The sequence below is a fragment of the Ruegeria sp. BC6 genome (genome assembly GCF_056539185.1).
The window spans coordinates 375160-393799 of the sequence record NZ_JBQFUM010000002.1 but is presented as its reverse complement, the minus strand read 5'-3'; the positions used below and the strand labels follow the sequence as shown (position 1 = coordinate 393799).

Sequence of the window (18640 nt, the reverse complement as noted above, 5' to 3'; positions counted from 1 at the left end):
ACAGAGCATGACCGAAAACACTGCTGATGCGATCGTCGTGGGCGGCGGGCTGGCCGGGTTGGCCGCGGCAGCCGAACTGGGTGACCGCGGCAAGAAGGTGATCGTGCTGGACCAGGAACCCGAGCATTTCCTGGGCGGTCAGGCATTCTGGAGCCTTGGCGGCCTGTTCATGGTCGACACGCCCGAGCAGCGCCGTATGGGTATCCGCGACAGCCGCGACCTGGCCCTGCGCGACTGGATGGGCAGCGCCCAGTTCGACCGGGACGAGGACGCCTGGCCCCGCAAATGGGCCGAGGCCTATGTCGAATTTGCCGCCGGCGAGATGCGCCCCTGGCTGCACCAGATGGGCCTGCGCTGGTTTCCCGTGGTCGGCTGGGCGGAACGCGGCGGGTCCTATGCCGACGGTCACGGCAACTCGGTCCCGCGGTTCCATATCACCTGGGGCACCGGCCCGGGTGTGCTGGAGCATTTCATCCGCCGGGTCCGCGAGCATGTCAGCGCCGGCCTGATCCAGTTGAAGTTCCGCCATCAGGTCAGCCACATCATCATGCAGAACGGCGAGGCCAAGGGCGTCTCGGGTGAGGTTCTGGCCGATGACGCGGCCCAGCGCGGCGGCAAGACCAACCGCGACGAAGTGGGCGAGTTCGAGGTCTACGCCCCATCGGTCATCGTCACCTCGGGCGGGATCGGCGGCAATTTCGAGATGGTGCGCCAGAGTTGGCCCCGCGACCGCTTGGGCGAACCGCCCAAGGACATGGTGGCGGGTGTGCCCTTCCATGTGGATGGTCGGATGATCGCGATCAGTGAAAAGGCCGGCGGCCACGTGATCAACGGCGACCGAATGTGGCACTACACCGAAGGCGTGCGCAACTGGAACCCGATCTGGCCCGCGCATGGTATCCGCATCCTGCCCGGCCCCAGCTCCATGTGGTTCGATGCGCGCGGCAACCGGCTGCAGCCCCCCTGCCTGCCCGGGTTCGACACGCTGGGCACCCTGCGCGAGATCCTGAAAACCGGCTATGAATACAGCTGGTTCGTTCTGACCCAGAAGGTCATCAAGAAGGAATTCGCGCTGTCCGGGTCGGAACAGAACCCCGATTTCACCTCGGGCAGCTGGAAGGAGGTCATCCGCCAGCGGGTCCTCTCGGGGTCGAAGGCCACCGGGCCGGTCGAAGCGTTCAAGGAAAAGGGCGAGGATTTCGTCGTCGCCAACACGCTGACCGAATTGGTGAACGGGATGAACCATCTGGGCGGCGGCCTGATCGACGAGGCGCATCTGCGCGCCCAGATCGAAGCCCGCGATTCACAGGTGGACAATCCGTTCTCGAAAGATGCTCAGATGATGGCGATCCTGGCGGCGCGGAACTATCGCGGTGACAAGCTGATCCGCACCGCCAAACCGCACAAGTTCCTCGATCCGAAAAACGGCCCGCTGATCGCGGTCAAGCTGCATGTGCTGACCCGCAAGACGCTGGGTGGTTTGCAGACCAATCTGGACAGTCAGATGATCGGGGCGGACGGCCACATGGTGCCCGGCCTGTTCGCGGCCGGCGAAGTCGCGGGTTTCGGCGGCGGGGGCTATCACGGCTACAACGCGCTCGAGGGCACGTTCCTGGGCGGATGCATCTTCTCGGGCCGCAATGCCGGGCGGTCGAGGGCCGTCGCCTGACGGCCCTTGGGCATTATTGGTCGCGGCGGAACTGCAGAACCGGTTCACCTGCCGCATCGAGCAGAACCAGAGTGTCCCCGCGCTGAACAAAGCTTGCGACCTTTGGGAGAGCGGCAAGGAATTCCCGCTCAACCTCGTCCAGCGGCGGCGGGCAGGCCATCAGAGTGGCGGCCATGTTGTCGGGGAAGGACATCGACTTACCCGATATCTCGGCCTGTCCACTGAACCGGTTGCAACCGCCTGTTCCCCCAAAGGCTCCGCCCTCGGCAAAGGTAATCTGCGGACGTTTCTCGGTGTCCAGCGCAACACCGTTCAACTCGGTTGCGGTCCATTGCGTGTTCTCAAGCATCGCCGCGCCCCGTTCCTGAACCTTGACCATGACCAGATCGACCGAGTTTCCGGCGTCGTTGGTCAGAACCGGGTAAGTGGTATCGGTGGTGAACAGCAGCTTACCGTCCTGATGCACCGAGGCTCGCACCACATAGCGGTGCCGATCCTGAATCAACGCGTCGTCATAGGTCAGCGCGAACTGGGCAGGCACGCCCGTCAAAGCATAGCGTTGCGCAGCCAGCGTGACGGCTGGCGCGTCAGCCAGTGAAACGTCCTGCAGTTCGACGAACAGGGTTGCCCCGGGCGGAACCGCGATCCGTTCGCGATATGTGGCTGTGCCTTCAACGGTTCCCGCCTGGGCGGCGCCCCACACGGCTGCCCACAACGCGGTTCCTGCCAGCAGGCTTTTTGCGGTTTGCATTGTCCGATCCCTTTGTCACCAGTTTCCAGCACAAAAGATCGGGACATCAGCGCGTTTTACAAGGTTTTTCAGTTCCAAGCGGCAAATTCGTGCCGGAGATCAAAGCGGCCAGAGGAACGGGATGATCAGCGAAGCCAGCAATCCAACCGTCAGGTTCAGCGGAATCCCGACCTTCATGAAGTCCGTGAACCGGTACCCGCCGGGGCCGTAGACCATCATGTTGGTCTGATATCCGATCGGTGTGGCGAACGAGGCCGAAGCCGCGACCATCACCGCCACCACCAGCGGCCGCGGATCCACCCCCACAGCCTGCGCCAGACCGATGGCGATCGGCGTGACGACAACCGCCACGGCGTTGTTCGAGACCAGTTCGGTCAGCACAGAGGTCAGTAGATAGATGGCCCAAACGATGAGGAACGGCGGCAGGTTGGCAAAGGACGGAGCAATCGCGTTGGCGATCAGGGTGACCGCACCCGAGCTGTCCAGCGCAGCCCCAATAGCCAGCATGGCAAAGATCAGCGCCAGCAGACGGCCTTCGACAAAAGAAAACGCCTCGTCCGCATCGATGCATCGCGTCAGCAGCACAACCGCAACCGCCAGAATCGACAGCAGGAAAATCGGCGCCACGCCAAGCGCCGCCAACACCACGATCCCAATCAGCGCAGCAATCGCGATCGGAGCATGACCGCGCCGGAAGGCGCGGGCCGATGGCTGGGTGACGTCGACCATGTCCATGTCTGCAGCCAGTTTACTGATATCGGCCGGCGAGCCTTCGAGCAGCAGCGTATCACCAACCCGGACGACCAGATCGTCAAGTTGCCCCCCGATATTCTGATTGCGCCGGTGCACGGCCAAGACGTAAACCCCATAACGACGACGCAGTCGCAACGCGCCCAATGTGCGCCCAACCATGCGACAACCGGGGGTAATCAGAACCTCAACCGTACGTGTTTCGACTGCCGAAACCTGATCAACGCGCTTGAGTTCCTTGTTGCTTTGCAGGCTCAGCAGCTCGGTCATTTCCGTGCGCAACACCACGCGGTCACCGACCTTCAGTTCGACCCCTTTCAGGTTCCGCCGCAACGACTCGTCGCCGCGGATCACGTCGATGAGCCGTACACCCGGACGTTTGAACAGCTGCACGCCGGTCACTTCACGGCCGATCAGGTTGCTGTCGGGCGGAATGACCGCCTCGGTGAAGAATTTCATCTTCGACCGATCGCTGAGCATGGTTGCCATGCTGTCACGCTCGGGCAGAAGGCGCGGCGCGATGAAGCGCAGGTAAATCATGCCGTAGATGACAAGAATGATGCCCAACGGAGTGACCTCGAAAATCGTAAAGGCCGGCAAGCCCTGTGCCCGGGCCACACCATCGACCAACAGGTTCGTCGAGGTTCCGATCAGGGTCAGCGTCCCGCCGAGAATCGCAGCGTAGCTGAGCGGGATCAGCAGCTTGGACGCCGAAATATTCAAGGTGCGGGCAATCTGGATGAACACCGGGATCATCACGACGACGACGGGCGTGTTCGAGACGACCGCCGAGGCCAGGACAACAAATGCCATCAGCAGACCGATGGCAATGCGCGGGTTGACCTGCGCCTGTTTCTGCGCCGTCGCTGTAAAGGCGTGCAGGGCACCGGTCCTGACCAGGGCGCCCATGATGATGAACATCGCCGCGATGGTCCAAGGCGCCGGGTTCGACAGAACCGCCAGTGCGCTTTGATAGGGAAGCACGCCGGTGACCAGCATCACCGAAACGCCGCCTATGGCAACGACCTCGGTCGGATAGACCTCGCGCATGAACATGATGAACATGCCCGCAACAACCGCCAGCGCAAGTATCGCGCTGCCCATATCTGACAATTGAAGGAGTTGCATTCGTGGTGTTCTGTCCGAAACCTGTCCCGGCCCAAGCGCCTGAGAGTCAGTTTCACGTATTGCAGGCCGCAGAGCAAGCCTGACGTGCGTTCACGGTGCTGCCTGCTGCAGGCGCCCGCCAACCCGGACCATGCTGATCGTCTTGGCTTGCCCGTCACGGTCATCAGTCTCTACGAAAACGCCGCTTAGCGTCGCTTCGCCATTGGCCGGGGTGAACCGAGCCTTGGGCATCCCCGTGATGAAGCGGCGCATCGGCTCCTGCTTGTCCATACCGATTACCGAGTCATAGTCGCCGCACATGCCCGCATCGGTCAGGTAAGCGGTGCCGCCGGGCAGGATCTGGGCATCGGCGGTCGGAACATGGGTATGGGTTCCCACGACAAGGCTGGCGCGTCCGTCGCAGTAGTGGCCCATGGCCATCTTCTCCGAAGTCGCCTCGCAATGCATGTCCACGATGATGGCCTGCGCCTGACCGCCCCGCGGGTGAGACTTCAGGATCGGTTCCACCGCCGAGAACGGATCGTCGAACGGCCGTTTCATGAACACCTGTCCCAGCACCTGAACCACCAACACCTTGCGTCCGCCCGGCGCGGTGAACAGTCGATGTCCGCGACCGGGAGCACCCTTGGCGAAATTAACAGGGCGCACGATCCGGGGTTCGCGTTCGATGAATTGCAGCATGTCTTTCTGGTCGAAAGCGTGGTCGCCCAACGTCAGACAATCTGCGCCTGACTCCAACAGCAGCTTGGCATGATCGCCGGTCAACCCCATGCCGTTCGAGGCATTCTCGCCGTTGACCACCACGAAATCCAGCCGCCACTCGTCGCGCAGACGGGGCAGATGCTGTTGAACGGCGGCGCGGCCCGCGCGCCCCATCACGTCACCCAGGAACAAGATTCTCATATCGCGGTCCTAGGCCCTGCAAACGGCAATAACAAGGCGGAACGATGCAATTCGCGGGCCGCATGCGGGTTGAATTCCGGTGGAAACCTGCAATTCTGGCGCAATCGGTTTTTTTCACTCGGAGATTTCGATGAAACGCATAGTCCTGACCGCAGCTGTCTCTCTCGCTATCTCGGGCAGCTTTGCTCACGCGACAACCAAGACCACAATGGCAAATCCGGCTGCGACCTTCTGCATCGAAAACGGCGGCGAGTATCAGATCCGCAAGAACTCCGATGGATCGGAATACGGCGTGTGCATCCTTGAGGATGGAACCGAGGTTGATGCCTGGGACTATCTGCGGAGCCACTTTGAGAACTGACGCCTAAAACGTCAGGACCCTGGTCTCGGTAACGATCATGTCCAGCGGCTGGTCCGTCGGTTCCAGCGGCAAGGCTTCGGCCTCTTGCGCGTCGAAGGCGAAACCGATGGCCAATGTCGGGTGTTTGGCGCGTAGCCCTTCTAGCGTGCGGTCATAAAACCCGCCCCCATAGCCCAATCGCCCGCCTTGCGGATCGAATGCCACAAGGGGCACGATCAGGATTTCAGGGTCAAAATAGTCGTCCGTCTCGGGCACCTTGGCGCCAAATGGACCATCTTTCAGCGGCCCTTCGGGTGTCCAGCGCGAAAACCGCAGAGGCCGTCCGGCGCCTTGGATGACCGGAACACCCACGGGACCATAGGCTGCGGCCTCGGCCATCGCGGGGAGAGGGTCGATTTCGGTGCGGATCGGCATGTAGCCAGACAGGGGAACGCCACGAAATCCCGCCAGCACCTCGGACAGGCGGCCCGCGGCGGCCGGCGGCCCCGCGTCGAAAGCCGCTTTGCGTCGGGCAAAGGCAGCCTTGCGCGCTGCGGCCTTGATTTCAGTCAGATCGGTCACAGCAGCACCACGCTTGCAAGCCCTAGAAAGATGAAGAACCCCATCACATCCGTCGTCGTCGTAACGAAGGTTCCCGAGGCCAATGCCGGGTCTACACCCAGGCGATCCAGCACCACCGGTACTACCGTACCCGCGAACCCGGCGATGATCATGTTCACGACCAAGGCGGAACCGATCACGACACCCAGCAGCGGGGATTCGAACCACATCATCCCCACCGTCCCCAGAACGATGGCGAAGCAAAGCCCGTTCAACATGCCCACCAGCAATTCTCGGCGGATGACTCGCGCCACGTTCGAACCCGTCAGGTCGCGGGTCGCCAACGCACGCACGGCAACGGTCAGAGACTGTGTTCCGGCGTTACCACCCATCGAGGCAACGATGGGCATCAGAATTGCCAGCGCCACGATCTGCTCGATTGCCGCCTCGAACTGTGAAATCACCAGCGAGGCACAAATGGCGGTGCACAGGTTGACCGTCAGCCAGGGCAAACGGCGACGACTGGTCGCTGCAACACTGTCTGAAATCGAGCTGTCATCACTGACACCTGCCAGTCGCAGCATGTCTTCCTCGATCTCTTCATCCAGAACGGCCATCGCGTCGTCAATCGTGATGACCCCGACCAGCCGTTTGTCACTGTCCACCACCGGCGCGGAAATCAGGTGGTATTGGTTGAAAGCATAGGCAACGTCTTCTTCATCCTGATCGACCGGGATGATGTGGAACTCGTCCTCGGCGATGTCCTGCAACTTGGTATCGCGCCGCGCGGCCATCAACTTGCCCAACATGACTTGCGCCACCGGCTTCAGCCGCGGATCGACCAGAACAACGTGATAAAACTGCTCGGGCAGATCGTCCTGCGAGCGCATGTAGTCGATTGCCTGCCCCACCGTCCAATGATCGGGAGCCATGACCACTTCGCGCTGCATCAGTCGGCCTGCCGAGTTCTCGGGATAGGCCAGCGCCTGCAGGGCCGCGATCCGTTCCGAGGCCTCAAGGGCCTCCAGCACCGCTTCCTGCTGCGGCTCCTCCAGATCCTCCAGAAGGTCCACGACATCGTCGCTTTCCATCTCTCGTACGGCCTCGGCCAGAACGTCGGGCCGCAGAACTCCAATGACCTCTTCGCGGACGGATTCGTCCAGTTCAGACAGAATGTCCCCGTCGAATTCCCGGTCATACAGGCGGATCAGCCGCGCCCGGTCGTAGGGGTTGATCTGTTCCAGAAGGTCGGCAATATCGGCCGCGTGCAGGGGCTCCATCAGCTCGATCAGCTTCTCGCGATCCTCGACATCCACGGCGTAAAGGATTGCGGCCACCGTTCGCCGGTCCAGCGCATAGACGTCATCATCGCGGGAGGGGTCGGTTCTGTTGTCTTCGGTGCCGGTCGTCATGCGCTGCCCCTTGTTCTGGGAATTGGCCCCTAAATAGAAGAAGCTGCTACCGGAAAACAATGACAATGGTGCGATTTACCCGCATCTTTCACATGCCTATGCTGCAAGCCGGATTCACCAAGGCGGAGATCACGGCGGATGGCGCAAAAGACGCTTCTGACAGGGCGCGTACTGAGTTTCGAACGCTCCCCCTTCGAAACGCAACCGGATCAGGCGGTCCGGCTGCACGAAGCCGTTCTGATCGAGGGCGGGAAAATCCGGGAGTTGGGAAGTACCGCTGACCTGCAAACCGCGCACCCCGAGGCCGCCATTCACCATCATGGCGAAAACCTGATCCTGGCTGGTTTAATCGACCCCCATGTCCACTACCCCCAAACGGCGATGATCGCGAGTTGGGGCAAACGGCTGATTGATTGGCTGAACACCTACACTTTTCCAGAAGAGATGAAGTTCGGTGATGCAGACTACGCAGCCGAGATTTCGAACCGGTATCTTGACCTGACCGCCGCACACGGCACCACGACCATGTGCAGTTTCTGCACCATTCATCCTGAAAGCGTCGATGCCTTTTTCACGGCCGCCCAGCAGCGCGGTCAGCGTGTCGTGGCCGGCAAGACCTGCATGGACCGCAACGCGCCCGAAGGTCTTCGGGACACGGCCCAAACAGCCTATGACCAGTCCAAGGCTCTGATCGAAAAATGGCAAGGTGTCGACCGGATAGCCTATGCGATCACGCCGCGGTTTTCCCCGACCTCGACCCCCGAACAGCTTGAGGCGATGGGCGCGCTGTGGGCAGAACACCCGGACTGTCTCATGCAGACGCATCTCAGCGAGCAGACGGACGAAATCGAATGGGTTCGGTCGCTGTTCCCCGAGGCGCGTGACTACCTGGACACCTATGAAAAGTTCGGACTGCTCGGCGCGAATGGCCTCTATGGCCACGTGATCCATCTGGAACCGCGCGAGCGAGACCGCCTGCGTGAGGTCGATGCGTCGCTCATCCATTGCCCCACCTCGAACACGTTCATCGGTTCGGGTTTGTTTGATATGCACGGGCTGATGCGGGATGGCCATCGTATCGGCCTGGCAACCGACACCGGCGGCGGCTCCAGCTTTTCCATGTTGCGGACCATGGCGGCCGCCTATGAAATCGGCCAATTGCGCGGACATCCGCTGCACCCGGCGCAACTGCTGTGGCTGGGCACCGCAGGCTCGGCCAGGTCGCTGCGGATGGATGACCGCATCGGCAATATCGCCCCCGGAATGGAGGCGGACCTGATCGTGCTCGACCTCGCCTCGACCCCCGCGATTGCCCAGCGAGAGGCCAATGCCGAGTCCCTTTGGGAGGCGGTGTTCCCGACTATCATGATGGGCGATGACCGCGCCATCGCCGATGTGTGGATTGGCGGACGGCGCGTTTCGACCTGAAGGCAGATCAGCCCTGCAATGCGAGGGCCAACCTGTTCTGCCGTTCGATCGCGCGCGGCAGGTCGAATGTGGCAATGTTGCCGTCCCGAACGACCTGTCGACCCTCGACAAACAGGTGTTTGACGTGCACCGGACCTGCCAGCAGCAGGGCGGCCGGGTCCCAACTGCCCGCGCATTCCACACCCCTTGTGTCCCAAACAGCGATATCGGCACGTTTGCCCGGCATCAGGCGGCCGCAGTCCGGCCGGTTCAGCACGTCTGCCCCACCCCGCGTCGCGATTTCCAGAGCTTCGCGCGCCGACATGGCATCGGCACCGTTTGCCACACGTTGCAGAAGCATCGCCTGCCGCGCCTCGGCCATCAGCTTGCCGCTGTCGTTGCTTGCAGAACCGTCAACGCCCAGGCCAACCCTGACCCCGTTGTCACGCATCGCGCGCACCGGCGCGATCCCCGAGCCCAGACGGCAATTCGAGCAGGGACAGTGCGCAACCCCAGTGCGTGACCGCGAGAACAGGTCGATCTCTGCCCCGTCCAGCTTCACGCAATGGGCGTGCCAGACATCGGGGCCGGTCCAGCCAAGTTCCTCGGCATACTGGCCGGGTCGACAGCCGAACTGGGATTCTGAATACAGGATATCCTCGTCGTTTTCCGCCAGATGGGTGTGCAGCATGACCCCCTTGTCCCGCGCCAGCAGTGCGGCGTCGCGCATCAGATCCCGACTGACCGAGAAGGGCGAACAGGGCGCAAGTCCAACCCTGCACATTGAGCCTTCGGACGGGTCATGGAACGCATCGACCACACGGATCATGTCATTTAGGATGTCGGGCTCAGCCTCGACCAACGTATCGGGCGGCAGACCGCCGTCGCTTTCGCCAATGCTCATCGCGCCGCGGGTCGGATGGAACCGCAGCCCCACCTCTGCAGCGGCCGCGATCGTGTCATCCAAGCGTGACCCATTCGGATACAGGTACAGATGGTCGGAACTGAGTGTACAGCCCGACAAGGCCAACTCGGCCAGACCGATCTGAGCCGAAGTGAACATTTCGTCAGGACCGAACCGCGCCCAGATCGGATAGAGCGTCTGCAGCCAGCCAAACAGCAGCGCATCTTGGCCCGCGGGAACAGCTCGGGTCAGCGTCTGGTAGAGATGGTGGTGGGTATTGACCAACCCCGGCGTCACGACACAGCCGCTGAGGTCATGCACATCTCCGGCGGTGGTCAATCCTTGGCCGATGCGGGCAATTTGCCCGTCACAGATCAGCAAATCGGCGCCGGCCAGTTCTTGCCGGTTGTCGTCCATGGTCAGGATCGCATCGGCGTTTCTAAGAAGGATTTCGGGCATCTCGCACTCCTGCATCTGCCCGCCTCATGCCAGAAATGCGTGTGCCGGTGGAAAACGGGCGCAAGAACCGGCGCTCTGACCCTAGTCAATCGCGGCCGCAGCGGCAACCGTCGTCAGAAGTCGCGCAGAATCTCGAGGGCCGCGGCGTGGATCTCAGGGTTCGCAGCCGCCAGTGCCCGCCCCCCCTGATGTGCCGGCCCGCCCTGCCAGTCGGTCACGACGCCGCCAGCCGCCTCGATCACCGCGATCGGGGCCTGAATGTCATACGCGTTCAGTCCAGCCTCGATCACCAGGTCGACCTGCCCGGCCGCCAGCAGCGCGTATGCGTAGCAATCCATGCCGTAGCGCGTCAGTTGCACCTGTCCGGCCACGGCGCGAAAGGCGTCTCCTTCGGCGGTCGTGCCAACTTCGGGGAATGTCGTGAACAGGATTGCGTCCCGCAAGGCGTCCGTCCGGCGGGTCGCCAAGCTGGTTCTGCCCAGAGGACCGGTCATGAACGCACCGTCTGCAAGACCCACAAACCGTTCGCCGATATAGGGTTGGTCAATCACCCCCATGATCGGCCCGCTATCGTCGCCTAGCGCGATCAGAACGCCCCATGTCGGTGTGCCGCTGACGAAACCGCGGGTGCCGTCGATCGGGTCCAACACCCAGGTTCGCCCCGATTTGCCTTCGACCGCACCGTACTCTTCGCCCAAGATGCCGTCGTCGGGGCGCAACTCGGCCAAAACGGATCGCATGGCCTGTTCGGCTGCGCGATCAGCCACGGTCACCGGGTCATACCCGCCTTGCAGCTTGTTTGCGGTTTCAAGATTCGACTGGCGAAAATACGGCAAAATGGCCGCACGCGCCGCGTCGGCCATTTTCTCGGCAACATCAAGGTCACTTGCAGAGGCTTTGGTCATGCGCCACTGGTGCGCTCAGCCCTGTGCGAAGTCAAGTCCCGGTCTCAGGCCACGTCGCTGAGAACGCGCGCAAGCTCAAACAGGCGCCGGCGCTGGTTTTCCGGGATCGCGTAGTAGGACCGAACCAGATCCAACGCTTCCTTGTCGCCCATCAGGTCAGCAGGAACCGATTTTTTGCCCGTGTCTTCCTTCTGGGCGTCCTCCAGACCTTCAAAGAAAAAGCTGACCGGAACGTCCAGAGCTTCGGCAATGTCCCAAAGGCGTGATGCGCTGATGCGGTTGGCCCCGGTTTCGTATTTCTGGATCTGCTGGAACTTGATACCGACCTGCTGTGCCAGCTGCTGCTGCGTCATGCCAATCAACCAGCGGCGATGCCGTACGCGCTTGCCCACATGGACATCGACGTGATGGGTCATTGGTATTCTCCTCTGTTACACACAACCGCCCGGGAAAACGCTAACTGAACCATGACCGCACACTAGCGAGACGCTTTTAAAGAACTCTCTAATACGGAACGTGCCCCCCGAAACAGCACTGACAAGCAATATTGCCGCTTTTTGGAAAATTTTCAAGATGGTTGAATCTGCGCGCCTGAAGGAAGGTTTACGGTTGTGCACGATTTGGCCAGTGCGACAAAGACGACCCGGCCATTCCCTTCCGGAATGATTGACAAGTCAGGGGCGGCCCCGATCAATGGCGCCAACATGGAGATTTGAGATGCTGGCCTACCAGATCCAGTCTGCCGGCGAGCAGGCCAAATTGCACGAGTTACCCGTTCCCGCACCCGCCGAAGGCCAGATCCGCGTGGCAATTCGCGCCTGCGGGCTGAACTTTGCCGATCTTCTGATGCAGAAGGGCACGTACCAGGATACGCCAGCGGCCCCTTTCACACTGGGGCTTGAGGTTGCGGGGGTCGTAGACGCGATCGGCGCAGGGGTCAGCCATCTGAAGCCCGGAGACCGGGTCGCGGTATACTCAGGCCAGGGTGGATTGGCGCAATACGGGGTTTTTGACGCCGACCGAGCCGTACTCATCCCCCAGTCGTGCAGCTTTGAAGACGCGGCAGCCATCCAGATCGCCTACGGAACCAGCCATATGGCGCTGGACCATCGGGCACGACTGCAGCCGGGCGAGACCCTCTTGGTGACCGGTGCCGCCGGCGGGGTCGGGTTGACCGCAGTCGAGATAGGCAAGCTGATGGGCGCGACGGTGATCGCACAGGCCCGGGGCGCCGACAAACTGGCGGTCGCCCGCGCGGCCGGGGCCGATCACCTGATCGACGCGGACGAAGATCTGCGCGAGCGCGTGCTGGCATTGGGCGGCGCAGACGTTGTCTATGACGCCATCGGTGGCGATGTATTCAAGGCTGCCTTCCGGGCGACCAATCCCGAAGGCCGCCTGCTGCCGATAGGTTTTGCCGGCGGCGAAGTCCCGCAGATACCGGCCAATCACTTGCTGGTGAAGAACCTGACCGTGATCGGGTTCTACATCGGTGGCTATCTGAGGTTCCGGCCCGAGGTCGTTCGCACCAGCTTTGAGACCCTCTTCGCCTGGCATTCCGAGGGACGCATCCGGCCCCATATCAGCCATACCCTGCCGTTGTCCGAAGTGGCGCAGGGCATGGCTCTGCTCAAGGAACGAAAGTCGACCGGGAAAGTCGTCATCACGATCTGACCGGATCAGCCCACCACGGCCCGCAGCGGTGTTCCGCCAAGCATGTGGAAGTTCTGCCGCACCAGCGCGGCGAGGGCCTCAACCACTTCGCCGCGCCCCTGATCGCCTCCGTAAAGGTTGATCATATGCGCCGGCAATTCGGGCAGAACCCCACCTGAATCGATCTTCTCCAGATGTGCCGCCTCGGTCCCCTCAAGCATGGCGTGGACGGCGAGGTCCGCGCTGACGGTTGCCTCGATCGTGCGGTCGTTCTCGGTTTCGACCGACAGCTCCCATGGAATGCCTGCCGCATCCAAGGCGGCAATGACCTGAGGCCGGAAGAGGCAGCGCCGACCCAGCGCCAGAGGAAGCGGCCGGCGCCGCCAAGCCGAGCCTCCTGAAGCGCCGATCCAGCGCAGGGGCAGCTCTGCAATGGTTTCCCCGCCATCCGAGTTCGCAGCCTCAGTCGTCAGGATCACGTCGCATTCGCCACGCCGAAACATCTCTTTCAACTGGATTGAATAGGATGAAACCAACTGCACCCGCACGCGCGGGAAGTCGGCATTGAACCGCTGCAGAACCCGTGGAATAGCCGGGTAGACGATATCGTGCGGCACCCCGAGCACCACCTCGCCTTCAAAGGCCTGATCGGTCAGTTTCGAGATGACCTCGTCATTCAACGCCACCATTCGCCGGGCATAAGCCAACAGCTGTTCGCCAGAGGCCGTCAACGCGATGGTCCGCCCAGACCGGTCCAGCAATTCCAGGCCCAACAGCTCTTCCAGACGCTTCAGCTGCATGGACACAGCCGACTGTGTCAGATGCAGGAAACCGGCGGCGCGCGTCACGCCCCCGTGGTCCGCGACCGCCACGAATGAGCGCAGGGTGGTGATGTCCAGGTTCCGCACCATCAACAATCCTTATGGATCAATTCAAAAACATTCATTTTTAAAATATGCCACAACCCGCCATATAGTTCAAGGAAGTTGATGCAAAAACGGCTTTACATCACCGACCGATGAAAGGACATAAGTCATGACCCAAATTGCAGCACACCGACCCTGTGCCTCGGCATCGATCAGAACGGGCAATTGGTTTCAGCGTATGCTTGCGGCCGCTCATCAACGGCGGGAGCTGGCTCGGCTGGATGACCGCGCCCTGCAAGACATCGGGATCACCCGATCAGAGGCCCTGACAGAAGCATCCCGCCCGTTCTGGGACGCGCCCGAAACCTGGCGCAAGCGGCCCTGAATGCGCAACCTGGAACGGATTTCAGCGCCACCTTCCAAAGCGGCGCTGAAATTGTTGACCATATTGCTGAGTTTTGGCCCCAAAACCCTTGAAACATGCGCTACACTCTCCGATATTTGCAGGGAAATCGCCCCGCAACCGGGGGCTGAAAGCTGAATCCAAGGGAGACCTCTATGGCACAATTCGATACGATCCGGACGGCGACTGGCGCGCGCGCTGCCGAGATTGACGAGGGCCTGCGCGCCCACATGAACAAGGTCTACGGCACGATGTCCGTGGGCATGCTGATCACCTTTGCGGTTGCATGGGCCGTCGGCACCAGCCCGCAGCTGTTGTCAGTATTCCGCGATCCGGTGACCCTCAGCCCGAACATTCTGGGCTGGATCGTCATGTTCGCCCCGCTGATCATGGTGTTTGCCTTCGGCGCGGCCATCAACCGCCTCAGCGCAGCTGGCGCCCAACTGTTCTTCTACGCCTTCGCGGCGGTGATGGGCCTGTCGCTCAGCTGGATCTTCGTGGCCTTCACCGGCATTTCGATCGCCCAGGTCTTTCTGGTAACCTCGATCGCCTTCGCCGGTCTGTCGCTGTACGGGTACGTCACCAAGAAGGACCTGTCCGGTATGGGCACCTTCCTGATGATGGGTGTGATCGGTCTGATCGTGGCCATGGTCATCAACCTGTTCCTGCAATCGCCGGCCATCATGTTCGCCGTGTCGATCCTGGGCGTTCTGATCTTTGCGGGCCTCACCGCCTATGACACCCAGAAGATCAAGACCACCTACATCCAGATGGCCCATGCGGGCGATCAGGAGTGGCTGGGCAAAGCCGCCATCATGGGTGCGCTGAACCTGTACCTGGACTTCATCAACATGTTCATGTTCCTGCTGCAGCTGCTCGGCAATCGCGAGTAAGACTGCCGGAACACCAAATCAAAGGGCGGGCCCGAAAGGCCCGCCCTTTTTTGTTCCGGCGTCAGCAAAGCCAGCCCAAAGAATAAGGCCCCAGCCAAATGGCAAGGGCCTTACATCATTGTAATCGCAACGGATCCGATCAGCTGCAGTTCAGCGGAACCGCGAAACCCGAGCTGCGCGACGAGCCGCCTTTGCGGTATACGTCGCCCGCAGGCAGACAGCCGGTAAAGCGCTCGGTCTGGCTGCCGAACGCGGCCCCAACCGAGTTGTCCACCTTGGTGCTGTTGTTTTCGGTGCGCAACACGCCGAACAGGGTTCCGTTCACGCTCACCGTGCTCAGGAACATGGTGCTGCTGCTGCCGGTCAACTGTACGGCCGTGGTGTCGGACCGTCCGCCATTGTCGATGGCAACGCCCGCGACCTTGTCGAATTCTGTCTTGTCAGTGCTGGCCTGAATGGTCGGCAATTCAGCCAACTCAGCCGGGACGTTCGTCGCAGGCGGAACAAAGGCAACGGCGCCTTTGACGTCCGAAACGGTTCTTGGTTCGCCATCAATGCCGGTGAACCCGACGCCTTGGCGGTTGAACGGGTCCTCACAGGCCGAAAGTGTCAGAATGGCGATTGCGGGCAACAAGATTTTTTTCATGGCGCTCAACATTTTGTGGCGGTTTGCTGAACCGTACTGGCAGGCGGGGCAAAAAAGCAAGCCAACACCAATCAGAATACCTGTCGGCCTGATGCGCCTCTGCAACGGCCCGAAACGGCCGGATCGGGCGGCGTCAGGGCTACACGACACGGTCAAAACAACGAAAAAGGGTCCTGCCGAAGCAGAACCCCTTAAGCTTTCGCGTCGAAAAAAGGCAGATTACTTGATCTTGCCTTCTTTGTACTCGACATGCTTCCGAACGACCGGGTCGTATTTACGAACGGTCATTTTCTCGGTCATGGTGCGAGCGTTCTTTTTGGTCACGTAGAAGTGGCCCGTGCCCGCGGTCGAGTTCAGACGGATCTTGATTGTCGTCGGCTTCGCCATGGTTATCTCCTGCGTCCGGAAAGGCAGGGGCCTTTCGGTTGAATTCCTATGAGCGTGCGCTTTTACCCGGTCGCGCGCCCGAGTCAACCGGAATCGGCGGTGTTTCAACACAAATCACAGGATCCAACGCGCTGTGGATCAGGGCGCGATTTGGACAGATCACGGTTTCGTGATATGATCGCGTCACACCATCCCAGAACGCCGCTTTCCAAAGTCGTGCGGCGTGAGGCAGCGAAACCGGGCAAGACCCTCTGTCAGCAGAGTTTTCTTGTATGTCTGCTTGGGGGAAATCATGACAGAATGGAAACTTCAGGGCGAGACGCTGGCCAATTGCAACTGTGATTTCGGTTGCCCCTGCCAGTTCAGCAGCCTGCCCAGTCACGGGAATTGCGAGGCCGTGGTCGTCTTTGACATTGCAAGCGGCCATTACGGTGACACGGATCTTTCCGGCCTGCGCGCCGCGGGTGTCTACCACTGGCCAGGCCCGATTCACGAGGGCAGCGGGCAGATGCAACTGATCATCGACGAACGGGCGGATGCCGATCAGCGGGCCGCCCTGCAGGCCATCATGTCCGGCGAGGACACCGATGAAATGGCCACCATGTGGTATGTCTACAGCGCCATGGCGCCGACCAAGCATGAGACGCTGTTTGCTGGAATCGATGTAAACTGGAGCCGCGAAGACCGGACCGGCTACGCGAAGGTCAAGAACGTGTTCGATGTGGACGTCAAGCCGATCGCACATATCGTCTCGGGCCAACCGCACCGCGCGTCGATCCAGTTGCCGCATGGATTCGAATACCGCCACGCCGAGGTCGCCTCGGGAACGGCCAGGACAAACGGCTCAGCCATAAACCTGACTTTCGAGTCCTCACATGCCCATCTGGCGCATCTCAATATCTCGGGTCATGGCGTTGTCGGGCCATAGTGCAGACGCGTCGCAACAGGCCCGCCCTGCCCGAACGATCAGCCTCGAGCGAGTACTGCGAAAAGAACGTCTGATCGTCGCTGGAAGTGTCCTTCTGATCGTTTCGGGTGCGGTCTGGTACACGGTCGCCGGTGTCGGGATGCAGATGTCGGCCGTCGAGATGACCCGAATGGCTGGACCAATTGGCCAGCCCATGTCGATGGGGGCCGGTGCCGTCTGGACGCTTTGGTACGCCGCATTAGTCTTTGCCATGTGGTGGGTGATGATGGTCGCAATGATGACACCCAGCGCGGCTCCGACAGCCCTTTTGTTTGTGGCGTTGAAACGGGTTGGGCCCGACAGGCAGCGCAGCGCCAGCTTCGGATTGGCCTTTCTGTCGGGGTATCTTTTTGCCTGGGCCGTGTTCAGCCTTGGGGCAACCGGACTGCAATGGGGCCTGCAACAGATCGGAGCGATGGATGGTCCGATGATGACCATCCGGTCCGGAATCCTGGCGGGCATCGTTCTCTGTGCTGCCGGGATTTATCAGTTCAGCGGGTTGAAGTCCGCGTGCCTCCGCCACTGTCAGAGCCCGGCTGCCTTTCTGACCCGCAACAACCGGCCCGGGCGTTGGGGTGCGTTTCGATGCGGCGCCCTGCACGGAGCCTACTGCTTGGGCTGCTGTTGGGCCTTGATGGCATTGCTGTTCGTCGGCGGCATCATGAACCTTTGGTGGATCGTCGCAATCGCCGTCTACGTCGCGCTGGAAAAGCTGTTGCCCCGGGCGGGATGGCTGACGCCGATCGTCGGTGTCGTTTTGATCGGATTGGGAGCCTGGGTGTTGATCACCGCATTGGTTTGATGCGGCAAGCCTGTCTTCCGGGCCAAGGAGCCGGCCAATTGGAGCGCTCTGCACATTTCGTTCACGAGGAGATCGTCATGCCTGTCTTCATCACCTATGCCTCTTATTCCAACGCCGGTGTCAAAGGGATGCTGAAAAAACCGGAAAACCGCACCGGACCGGTGGCGGCGCTGCTGGAGAAGGTTGGCGGCAAACTGCTGGCGTTCTACGTAACAACCGGAAGCAATGACGTGGTGGTCATCAGCGAAGCTCCGGACGGAACGGATGCCGTGGCCGTCGGTATGGCCGTTGCGGCTTCGGGGGCAGTTTCGCGGGTCGAGACAGTTCGGGCCTGGTCGGCCGACGAATTTGTTGCCATCACCGAGAAAGCCGCGAAACTGGTCGCGGCCTACACGCCGCCAGGAGGATGAAGAAAATACGCGCGGAGGGCCTGTAAGCCGGATCCTGTTCCGGGGTTGCCCCCTTCGATGACCATTCCTCTAGGCCGGGCATTGCTGCGCGGCTCGAGCTGCCAACCCGGTCCCTCTCGGCCAAGGCGAGCCTAGCGGCGGTATCGGCTGACGCCGACCGGCCCGCGCGGGGACCCTATTCGGCATTGCTCCCGGTGGGGCTTGCCGTGCCGCCGCTGTTGCCAGTGGCGCGGTGGGCTCTTACTCCACCGTTTCACCCTTGCCACGAGTTGCCAGAGGCGAACCTCCGATCCGTCATGGCGGTCTGTTTTCTGTGGCGCTTTCCGTCGGGTCTCCCCGCCCGGGCGTTACCCGGCACCGTTGCCTTGTGGAGTCCGGACTTTCCTCTCGGGCCTGAGCCCCAGCGGCCATCCGGCCCTCCGCG

Annotated in this window: 20 protein-coding genes and 1 other RNA gene; 9 read left to right on the top strand and 12 right to left on the bottom strand. The window is 61.4% G+C overall.

Going from position 1 to position 18640, the window contains the following annotated elements; genetic code table 11:
* Positions 1–7 precede the first annotated feature (7 nt).
* On the top strand, positions 8–1669 hold the full coding sequence (locus ACR0MM_RS09410) for an FAD-binding dehydrogenase (protein ID WP_170371602.1): 1662 nt from the start codon (positions 8–10) through the stop codon (positions 1667–1669).
* A 13-nt stretch (positions 1670–1682) separates the two neighbouring features.
* Here ACR0MM_RS09410 and ACR0MM_RS09405 read toward each other — a convergent pair whose 3' ends face one another.
* The 3 genes from ACR0MM_RS09405 to ACR0MM_RS09395 all read right to left on the bottom strand — a co-directional run bounded on the left by ACR0MM_RS09405 (position 1683) and on the right by ACR0MM_RS09395 (position 5201).
* Positions 1683–2420, bottom strand: a complete 738-nt coding sequence (locus ACR0MM_RS09405; RefSeq protein WP_480695794.1) for a YbaY family lipoprotein — start codon at positions 2418–2420, stop codon at positions 1683–1685.
* A 99-nt stretch (positions 2421–2519) separates the two neighbouring features.
* Positions 2520–4298 (bottom strand): SLC13 family permease, encoded by a 1779-nt coding sequence (locus ACR0MM_RS09400; protein ID WP_170365626.1) that lies wholly within the window; start codon positions 4296–4298, stop codon positions 2520–2522.
* 90 nt (positions 4299–4388) lie between these two features.
* A complete protein-coding gene (locus ACR0MM_RS09395) occupies positions 4389–5201 on the bottom strand; it encodes a TIGR00282 family metallophosphoesterase (RefSeq protein WP_170357221.1) in 813 nt (270 codons plus the stop codon).
* A 130-nt stretch (positions 5202–5331) separates the two neighbouring features.
* Here ACR0MM_RS09395 and ACR0MM_RS09390 point away from each other — a divergent pair, with 130 nt between their 5' ends.
* Positions 5332–5562 carry a putative hemolysin gene (locus ACR0MM_RS09390; RefSeq protein WP_170460460.1) on the top strand — a complete coding sequence of 77 codons (231 nt, stop codon included), beginning with the start codon at positions 5332–5334 and terminating at the stop codon, positions 5560–5562.
* Positions 5563–5565: 3 nt separating this feature from the next.
* Here the strand turns inward: ACR0MM_RS09390 and ACR0MM_RS09385 are convergent, their stop codons facing one another.
* Together ACR0MM_RS09385 and mgtE are read right to left on the bottom strand one after the other, a co-directional pair.
* On the bottom strand, positions 5566–6123 hold the full coding sequence (locus ACR0MM_RS09385; protein WP_170460458.1) for a 5-formyltetrahydrofolate cyclo-ligase: 558 nt from the start codon (positions 6121–6123) through the stop codon (positions 5566–5568).
* Entirely contained in the window at positions 6120–7514 is a 1395-nt protein-coding gene (gene mgtE, locus ACR0MM_RS09380; RefSeq protein ID WP_170357218.1) for a magnesium transporter, read from the bottom strand. The genes ACR0MM_RS09385 and mgtE overlap by 4 nt, the downstream gene beginning before the upstream one ends.
* A 138-nt stretch (positions 7515–7652) precedes the next feature.
* Between mgtE and guaD the strand changes: the two genes are divergently transcribed.
* Positions 7653–8942 (top strand): guanine deaminase, encoded by a 1290-nt coding sequence (gene guaD / locus ACR0MM_RS09375; RefSeq protein ID WP_480695792.1) that lies wholly within the window; start codon positions 7653–7655, stop codon positions 8940–8942.
* Between the two features lie 7 nt (positions 8943–8949).
* Here guaD and ACR0MM_RS09370 read toward each other — a convergent pair whose 3' ends face one another.
* The 3 genes from ACR0MM_RS09370 to ACR0MM_RS09360 form a co-directional block, all read right to left on the bottom strand.
* A complete protein-coding gene (locus tag ACR0MM_RS09370) occupies positions 8950–10284 on the bottom strand; it encodes an 8-oxoguanine deaminase (protein ID WP_480695790.1) in 1335 nt (444 codons plus the stop codon).
* A gap of 113 nt (positions 10285–10397) precedes the next feature.
* Positions 10398–11189 carry a histidinol-phosphatase gene (gene hisN / locus ACR0MM_RS09365; RefSeq protein WP_480695788.1) on the bottom strand — a complete coding sequence of 264 codons (792 nt, stop codon included), beginning with the start codon at positions 11187–11189 and terminating at the stop codon, positions 10398–10400.
* 44 nt (positions 11190–11233) lie between these two features.
* On the bottom strand, positions 11234–11605 hold the full coding sequence (locus ACR0MM_RS09360) for a helix-turn-helix domain-containing protein (protein ID WP_170404629.1): 372 nt from the start codon (positions 11603–11605) through the stop codon (positions 11234–11236).
* 301 nt (positions 11606–11906) lie between these two features.
* Between ACR0MM_RS09360 and ACR0MM_RS09355 the strand changes: the two genes are divergently transcribed.
* A complete protein-coding gene (locus tag ACR0MM_RS09355) occupies positions 11907–12863 on the top strand; it encodes an NADPH:quinone oxidoreductase family protein (protein ID WP_480695785.1) in 957 nt (318 codons plus the stop codon).
* Positions 12864–12868: 5 nt separating this feature from the next.
* Here the strand turns inward: ACR0MM_RS09355 and ACR0MM_RS09350 are convergent, their stop codons facing one another.
* Positions 12869–13753 carry a LysR family transcriptional regulator gene (locus ACR0MM_RS09350; RefSeq protein WP_480695783.1) on the bottom strand — a complete coding sequence of 295 codons (885 nt, stop codon included), beginning with the start codon at positions 13751–13753 and terminating at the stop codon, positions 12869–12871.
* Positions 13754–13877: 124 nt separating this feature from the next.
* Here ACR0MM_RS09350 and ACR0MM_RS09345 point away from each other — a divergent pair, with 124 nt between their 5' ends.
* Both ACR0MM_RS09345 and ACR0MM_RS09340 read left to right on the top strand, forming a co-directional pair.
* Entirely contained in the window at positions 13878–14093 is a 216-nt protein-coding gene (locus ACR0MM_RS09345) for a DUF1127 domain-containing protein (RefSeq protein WP_170340757.1), read from the top strand.
* A 173-nt stretch (positions 14094–14266) separates the two neighbouring features.
* Positions 14267–15004 carry a Bax inhibitor-1/YccA family protein gene (locus ACR0MM_RS09340; RefSeq protein ID WP_170340154.1) on the top strand — a complete coding sequence of 246 codons (738 nt, stop codon included), beginning with the start codon at positions 14267–14269 and terminating at the stop codon, positions 15002–15004.
* A gap of 139 nt (positions 15005–15143) precedes the next feature.
* Here ACR0MM_RS09340 and ACR0MM_RS09335 read toward each other — a convergent pair whose 3' ends face one another.
* Complete coding sequence (locus ACR0MM_RS09335; RefSeq protein WP_170340151.1) at positions 15144–15650, bottom strand: lipoprotein; 507 nt, start codon at positions 15648–15650, stop codon at positions 15144–15146.
* Between the two features lie 219 nt (positions 15651–15869).
* Positions 15870–16037, bottom strand: a complete 168-nt coding sequence (gene rpmG, locus ACR0MM_RS09330) for a 50S ribosomal protein L33 (RefSeq protein WP_007799108.1) — start codon at positions 16035–16037, stop codon at positions 15870–15872.
* Positions 16038–16329: 292 nt separating this feature from the next.
* Here rpmG and ACR0MM_RS09325 point away from each other — a divergent pair, with 292 nt between their 5' ends.
* The 3 genes from ACR0MM_RS09325 to ACR0MM_RS09315 all read left to right on the top strand — a co-directional run bounded on the left by ACR0MM_RS09325 (position 16330) and on the right by ACR0MM_RS09315 (position 18216).
* Positions 16330–16965, top strand: coding sequence for a DUF1326 domain-containing protein (locus tag ACR0MM_RS09325; protein ID WP_480695781.1), 636 nt, complete (start codon positions 16330–16332; stop codon positions 16963–16965).
* Positions 16913–17806: a DUF2182 domain-containing protein gene (locus tag ACR0MM_RS09320; RefSeq protein WP_480695779.1), complete on the top strand. Its 894-nt coding sequence runs from the start codon at positions 16913–16915 to the stop codon at positions 17804–17806. Before ACR0MM_RS09325 ends, ACR0MM_RS09320 begins: the two co-directional genes overlap by 53 nt.
* Before the next feature lie 77 nt (positions 17807–17883).
* Complete coding sequence (locus ACR0MM_RS09315) at positions 17884–18216, top strand: GYD domain-containing protein (protein WP_170340147.1); 333 nt, start codon at positions 17884–17886, stop codon at positions 18214–18216.
* Between the two features lie 7 nt (positions 18217–18223).
* Here the strand turns inward: ACR0MM_RS09315 and rnpB are convergent.
* Positions 18224–18639: RNase P RNA component class A (gene rnpB, locus ACR0MM_RS09310), an RNA gene on the bottom strand.
* Position 18640: the final 1 nt, after the last annotated feature.

Excerpts from the sequence above, each read along its gene's own strand:
- ACR0MM_RS09410 (WP_170371602.1), top strand. The coding sequence starts at position 8 with ATGACCGAAAACACTGCTGATGCGATCGTCGTGGGCGGCGGGCTGGCC.
- ACR0MM_RS09405 (WP_480695794.1), bottom strand. The coding sequence starts at position 2,420 with ATGCAAACCGCAAAAAGCCTGCTGGCAGGAACCGCGTTGTGGGCAGCC.
- ACR0MM_RS09400 (WP_170365626.1), bottom strand. The coding sequence starts at position 4,298 with ATGCAACTCCTTCAATTGTCAGATATGGGCAGCGCGATACTTGCGCTG.
- ACR0MM_RS09395 (WP_170357221.1), bottom strand. The coding sequence starts at position 5,201 with ATGAGAATCTTGTTCCTGGGTGACGTGATGGGGCGCGCGGGCCGCGCC.
- ACR0MM_RS09390 (WP_170460460.1), top strand. The coding sequence starts at position 5,332 with ATGAAACGCATAGTCCTGACCGCAGCTGTCTCTCTCGCTATCTCGGGC.
- mgtE (WP_170357218.1), bottom strand. The coding sequence starts at position 7,514 with ATGACGACCGGCACCGAAGACAACAGAACCGACCCCTCCCGCGATGAT.
- guaD (WP_480695792.1), top strand. The coding sequence starts at position 7,653 with ATGGCGCAAAAGACGCTTCTGACAGGGCGCGTACTGAGTTTCGAACGC.
- ACR0MM_RS09370 (WP_480695790.1), bottom strand. The coding sequence starts at position 10,284 with ATGCCCGAAATCCTTCTTAGAAACGCCGATGCGATCCTGACCATGGAC.
- hisN (WP_480695788.1), bottom strand. The coding sequence starts at position 11,189 with ATGACCAAAGCCTCTGCAAGTGACCTTGATGTTGCCGAGAAAATGGCC.
- ACR0MM_RS09360 (WP_170404629.1), bottom strand. The coding sequence starts at position 11,605 with ATGACCCATCACGTCGATGTCCATGTGGGCAAGCGCGTACGGCATCGC.
- ACR0MM_RS09355 (WP_480695785.1), top strand. The coding sequence starts at position 11,907 with ATGCTGGCCTACCAGATCCAGTCTGCCGGCGAGCAGGCCAAATTGCAC.
- ACR0MM_RS09350 (WP_480695783.1), bottom strand. The coding sequence starts at position 13,753 with ATGGTGCGGAACCTGGACATCACCACCCTGCGCTCATTCGTGGCGGTC.
- ACR0MM_RS09345 (WP_170340757.1), top strand. The coding sequence starts at position 13,878 with ATGACCCAAATTGCAGCACACCGACCCTGTGCCTCGGCATCGATCAGA.
- ACR0MM_RS09340 (WP_170340154.1), top strand. The coding sequence starts at position 14,267 with ATGGCACAATTCGATACGATCCGGACGGCGACTGGCGCGCGCGCTGCC.
- ACR0MM_RS09335 (WP_170340151.1), bottom strand. The coding sequence starts at position 15,650 with ATGAAAAAAATCTTGTTGCCCGCAATCGCCATTCTGACACTTTCGGCC.
- rpmG (WP_007799108.1), bottom strand. The coding sequence starts at position 16,037 with ATGGCGAAGCCGACGACAATCAAGATCCGTCTGAACTCGACCGCGGGC.
- ACR0MM_RS09325 (WP_480695781.1), top strand. The coding sequence starts at position 16,330 with ATGACAGAATGGAAACTTCAGGGCGAGACGCTGGCCAATTGCAACTGT.
- ACR0MM_RS09320 (WP_480695779.1), top strand. The coding sequence starts at position 16,913 with ATGCCCATCTGGCGCATCTCAATATCTCGGGTCATGGCGTTGTCGGGC.
- ACR0MM_RS09315 (WP_170340147.1), top strand. The coding sequence starts at position 17,884 with ATGCCTGTCTTCATCACCTATGCCTCTTATTCCAACGCCGGTGTCAAA.